A 2,081-nucleotide genomic window follows, 5' to 3' on the forward strand; every position below is an offset into this window, starting at 1 on the left:
CTCCTTCAACACTCTGATTGAGGGTTTGTTATGCCTAATAATATTATTTCGCACTAATTTTTAGACAATCTCTAAGACTGTATAAAGTTGTTACGTGTTCACACACAGATTAAGGCAGCGGGTTTTTCACCCGCTGCCTTGATTGCTCATACTGAATTTGTCAGCTTATTTATTAAGCTGTGAATTGATTATATTGTTATAATCTTTCTCGGATTTTGGAATTTCATATCTCCATCCGTTACTGTAAGAGGGATCGTAAGTTCCTTCATAAGCCGGGAGGAAGTTGTTTGAAGTCGGGTCATTCTCTTTCCAGATTTCTCGTTTTGCAGTGACATTCCAACGCTTGAACGAGAACCAGCTGTCACCTTCACCCCAAAGTTCCATACGGCGATACAGTCGTATCTCCTCTTTGAGCGCATCTCCTGTGAGGCTGCATGTATAATTGCTCATTCGGTTGCTGTTCAGCTCATTCAGACAGTTCTGCGCCACATCATCCTTATTCTGTTCCGCAGCTGCTTCAGCCTCTGTAAGTATAAGTTCTCCGGCGCGGAGGAAAGGATGCTGCGCATCGCCCATAGCTGCTGCATCACTCCAGAATTTTGCCTGTTGACCAAACTGAACTCTTGTAGCACCCAATGCACCGGCAAATACAGATGCCAATGTCTGAACATATTGCGGATTCTGGCAATTGACAGCATCCGGAGCCTCAAGCGCACCGCCTGTCACAGCCGATACAATATCGGGAATACTGTATCCGTCAAGAAGCATGCTTGTCTTGTCATATCCTTCGGGTGTGATATCCATTGCCCACAATGCAATTGAAGCTGTCATGTAAGGATCTACAAGGAACATATTCATTCGCTCCGGATAAACAACGCCGGAATCCCAGAAATCCTTTTCTTCGAAACCATAGTCAACATGCAGATTGGCTTTATCTGGTGTCCAGTAAAGCTCGCATCGTACGTCACCCTGATTTCTGTTGAAAATTTCTTTATACAATTTCCAACTGATCGCACCGCCACCTGCCCAGTCATAAGCCGTAGCATATGCTCCGTTGCATGAATAGCTTGCTCCCCATGAGTTGTAACCGTTATAGGTTTTGTTGTAGTCGTTATACCAAAGCCATTCACTGTTTGCTGTACCGAAACCCGCAATGTAATCAGCTGCCGACATAATAGGATATCCTTCTCTTGCCTCACGTGCCATCTGCTCCGCTTTAGCCCAGTCGTGATTCATGAGGAGTATTCTTGAATAGAGTCCTTTGGCAACATTGATGTCAGGCTCGAAACCCTTTGTACGGGACTTACCACTTTCATTATACAATGCGATTGCATCCTCGAAATCCTTGTATATCTGTGCCATTACCTCGTTGTATGTCACAAGAGGCGCGGGGTCTGACCCCGGTGTTGTGCGCAATACCAGGCAAAGCGCATTGCCGTTATCACGGTCTTCGTAACGAGGACCGTAAACCTGCATCAGACGAATATATCCGTGAGCACGCATGGTAAGAGCCTGCGCCTTGATGAATTTGACTTCCGCAGGGTCTCCGGGCACGCCGTCTATTGCTGCGAGCAACACATTTGCCTGATTGATGATATTATAACCATACATCCATGCATAACGGCTGAAATTACCCGTGTCGCGAGTCATCCACGCCCAAGCCTGAAATTCCTTCTGGGAACCATACAGGAATGTGAAAGCGGCATCGGGACTGGGGGCATCGCCATAGAATGTCTGGAAATATGCCTCTCCATTACCGAAACGTTCCGTATAATCAGCACCATAACTGATGAACATAGACTCGCATATGCCATATAAAGCGGCACGCGCGCCTTCCACACTGTTTCCGATTGCGTCATCACTGACAAGGTCAATCGGCGGCTGCTCCAGATAATCGCTTGAGCAGGCTGTCATACCAACTGCCAGTGTCGATGCTAATAATCTTTTAATTATTTTGTTCATAATCTATTCTTTGTTAAAATTAGAATTTCACGTTCAACTGGAAGGAGAACACTCTTGCAGGAACATAATACTTACCCTGACCTCCTCCGAAGCTGTACTGAGGATTCATACCTTTGCGC

Annotated in this window: 1 protein-coding gene; it reads right to left on the bottom strand. The window is 45.9% G+C overall.

The window, feature by feature from the left end; genetic code table 11:
• Positions 1 to 165: 165 nt before the first annotated feature.
• The gene (locus JX312_RS12730) at positions 166 to 1,962 is read right to left on the bottom strand and encodes a RagB/SusD family nutrient uptake outer membrane protein (protein ID WP_123403457.1); all 1,797 of its coding nucleotides are present in this window, start codon (positions 1,960 to 1,962) and stop codon (positions 166 to 168) included.
• Positions 1,963 to 2,081: the final 119 nt, after the last annotated feature.

This window comes from Barnesiella sp. CU968, assembly GCF_905219685.1.
GTDB lineage: Bacteria > Bacteroidota > Bacteroidia > Bacteroidales > Muribaculaceae > Lepagella > Lepagella muris_A.

What these genes read in the sequence shown, in the direction of transcription:
- JX312_RS12730 (WP_123403457.1), bottom strand. Translation starts at nt 1,962, where the DNA reads ATGAACAAAATAATTAAAAGATTATTAGCATCGACACTGGCAGTTGGT.